Raw genomic sequence first — 3,525 nt, 5'->3', positions numbered from 1 at the left:
ATTTTTACCAGCGGGGGCACCCAGAGCAATTTAATGGGGCTTTTATTGGCCCGTGATCATTATTCCATCACGGCACTAAACCACAACATTAAAGTAGATGGATTGCCCCAGGAAGCAGCTCGTTTTAGGATTTTTGTTTCTGAAAAAGCGCACTTCAGTATTCAGAAAAATGCTTCCCTTTTAGGTTTAGGCGAAAAATCGGTAATCAAGATCAAAACCGACCGCAGCTTTAGGATGAATACCGTTTTATTGGAAGATGCCATTAAACGGGAAATTAATCAGGGCAACATCCCTATTGCCATTGTAGGCACAGCAGGAACTACCGATTTCGGAAATGTTGATCCGCTGAAAGAACTTGCTTCTATCAGCAAAAAATACAATACCTGGTTCCACATCGATGCCGCTTATGGTTGCGGCTTACTGCTAACGGATAAGTACCGCAGTTTGTTGAACGGGATCGAACTGGCCCACTCGGTTACGGTTGATTACCATAAATCTTTCTTCCAGCCGGTAAGCAGCAGCGGTTTCCTCGTACGCGATAAAAACTTTTTCAACCTGATTACGCACCATGCCGATTATTTAAATCCAAAAGATCATGATGAGGATGGTTTACCCAACCAGGTAAACAAATCGATACAAACCACCCGACGCTTTGACGCTTTAAAACTCTGGTTTACACTAAGGATGATGGGCAGGAACAAATTGGGTGGTTATTTTGACACCATTATCGAAACCGCAGCCAAAATTGCTGATCTCTTGCACTCAGATAGTGATTTTGAGCTGATGAACGAATCAGATATCAGTGCATTGGTTTTCCGTTACCGACCAAAAAACGTACGCTTAGATGTTTGTGCCATGAACCAGTACATCAAAAAAGCGATGTTTAATCAAGGGAAGGCTTTAGTTGCCGGCACCAAGATTAACCATCAATTCTACCTCAAATTTACCCTACTTAACCCGCTTACTACCATCAGCGATATTGAAAACATTATTAAAATTATTAAAAAACATGGAAACGAATACGTTAGACTCAATCAGGTTTCAGCAGATTTCAGAAGAAACTAACTTTAATGCACTTCTAAACAGTTATTGCAGAGAATTTAACAACTGGAGCCGTTATATAGGTACACCTAAATATGATGAGTCTTTAGCAAACTATTTGACTACCACTACGGATCGCCTGCATATCCGGTTCGATTTTACGGCCATTGGTTTCGAAGTGTATGCGCCTTTAAAATTTTATGCCGACAGTGGCAGGCACGTATTTAATTTCCCGATAGTCGAACGTGATGTTGCTACAGATGTCGTCAATCCGATCAGTATTTACAGGTTTATGGAACTGGCCATCCAGTTCAGTGCTAAAGAATTTCCTGATGTTGATGCTAATCTGGTAAAACAACGTTTAGCCAACAGTGTAGAAAATCTTGAAGCATTTTTATCGTTCTTCAAACAGAATGGCAGGCCTGCAAATTTTGCTAAAATGAATTTTATTGAGGCAGAGCAATCTTTGTTTTTAGGTCACAATGCACATCCACTTCCTAAAGGGAGATCTGGCTTTAACAATAAAGAAGAGCTTTTTAAATATTCACCAGAAACCCAGGGTCGTTTCCAACTGGCCTATTTCCTGATCTCAGCAGAAAATATTGTTGAGAAAAATGCGGAAGGTTTTGACATGACGGATCTTTTCAGAATTGAATTGTTAGATAGCAACCATGCTGAAATCATTCATTTACTCGATCAACACCCAGACCATAAAGTGGTACCCATGCACCCCTGGGAGGCAGAATATCTGCTTACCCTTCCTACAGTAAAAGCGATGCAGGAAGAAAAGCTGCTATTCTATCTTGGGCATTTTGGAGAATTCTATACACCAACATCTTCGGTGAGGACAGTTTACAATGCATCGAGCGATTGGATGCTTAAATTTTCGTTACACGTAAAAATAACCAACTCGCAAAGGGTTAACCTGGTTAGAGAGCTTCACCGTGGCTATGATGTAAGTAAACTTTTAAAAACCGAATACGGCAAAGCGGCCAAAGCCGAGTTCCCTGAAATTGAATTCATTACCGACCCTGCATTTATCTCCGTAAATTATAAAGGCGAAGCCATTAATGGTTTCAACATCAGTATCAGGCAAAATCCTTTTAAGGGAGAAGGAGCCGAGAAAAATGTAACGCTTTTGGCAGCACTTTGTCAGGATGCTTTACTGGGGCAAAAACCAAGAATTGTAAACATCATTGAAGAAGCAGCGATCAGCAAAAATAAAACGGTTGCCTATACTGCAGTAAACTGGTTTAAACAATACCTGCACCTTTGTGTTGCACCGATTGTTGGACTTTACAACAATTTTGGGATGGCTTTTGAGTTCCATCAGCAAAATGTGATGGTAGAACTGGATAAAGATTATTATCCTGCAAAACTTTATTTCAGGGATAATCAGGGCTTTTTCTTTAGTGATGCTAAAGCCGAGGTATTAGAAAAAGTATCTCCTGGTATTGCTGCAGAAAGCGGTTCGATTGTACCGAACGAATACATTATCCCTAAGCTCACCTATTACCTGCTCATCAACAATATTTTAGGTGTGGTAAATGCCATTGCAAGCAACAATCTCGCCGATGAAAAAACCTTGATCGATCTCGTTTATCTGGAGTTTAAACAATTCGAAAACAGCGATACTACAGGTTTGGTTGATTATATCATCAACCGTCGCAGCTGGGAGGTAAAAGGTAACCTGCTTACCAATCTCTGCAATATCGACGAGGCCAGTGCGCCTATCGATAATCCGGCTATTTACCGTGAGTTCCCCAATCCTTTATCTAAATATTTCTTCTCCGAAAACCTGATCAAGCCGCAAACGAAAGATGTGTTGTACAGCAGATTTTTCCCTAAAGAAAATGTAACGATCAACATCCGGCCGTTTAATATCGACCAGGATCTGGAAATGGTTCACGATTGGTTTAACCAGGAACATGCAAAACCGATCTGGAAGATGGATGGACCGATTAGAGGTTTAGAGCTATTCTATAGAACTTTATTGCCAAACGATTCATCGCACAGTTTTATAGGCGAAATAAATGGCGAACCCACTTTTACCATAGAGCCCTACTGGCCAATGCGCGATGGTGTAGGTGCCTGCTACGAAGCTTTAACGACCGATTATGGTGCACATTTGCTGATTGCGCCAACGGATAAAGATAAAAAATTCAGCTTCGAAACCGGTCAGGCATTAATGGATTTCATTTTCGAACAACCTGAAGTAGGTAAATGCATTGGCGAAGCAGCTGTTGAAAGTCGCGCGATGCACATTTTTGTAACCAGATTGGGCTTCAAATTGGAGAAAGTGATCCAGATGCCTTACAAAATGGCCAATCTTACCTTTTGCCACCGCGATTGGTACTGGGAAAAATTCCCTGAGGCGAAGGCATATGCCATGGCTAAATCATCAGAATTTGAAACGGAGGAAATTTAAATGCAAAATCAAAAAATATACGACATTGTAGGGATCGGTATAGGTCCGTTCAACCT

2 protein-coding genes are annotated in these 3,525 nt (G+C 41.0%); both read left to right on the top strand.

Annotation, left to right across the window (positions count from 1 at the left end; genetic code table 11):
• A partial coding sequence (locus tag AC1DND_RS22960; protein ID WP_477584914.1) for a pyridoxal phosphate-dependent decarboxylase family protein occupies positions 1-1,065 on the top strand: 1,065 nt, incomplete at its 5' end.
• On the top strand, positions 1,010-3,469 hold the full coding sequence (locus tag AC1DND_RS22955; RefSeq protein ID WP_477584913.1) for a GNAT family N-acetyltransferase: 2,460 nt from the start codon (positions 1,010-1,012) through the stop codon (positions 3,467-3,469). The genes AC1DND_RS22960 and AC1DND_RS22955, both read left to right, overlap by 56 nt.
• Positions 3,470-3,525 lie beyond the last annotated feature (56 nt).

Source organism: Pedobacter sp. 01N416 (genome assembly GCF_056399685.1).
The sequence above is the reverse complement of the archived record's forward strand: the minus strand, read 5'-3'. Positions and strand labels throughout refer to the sequence as shown.

Coding starts and splice junctions, on each gene's coding strand:
- AC1DND_RS22955 (WP_477584913.1), top strand. CDS start 1,010: ATGGAAACGAATACGTTAGACTCAATCAGGTTTCAGCAGATTTCAGAA.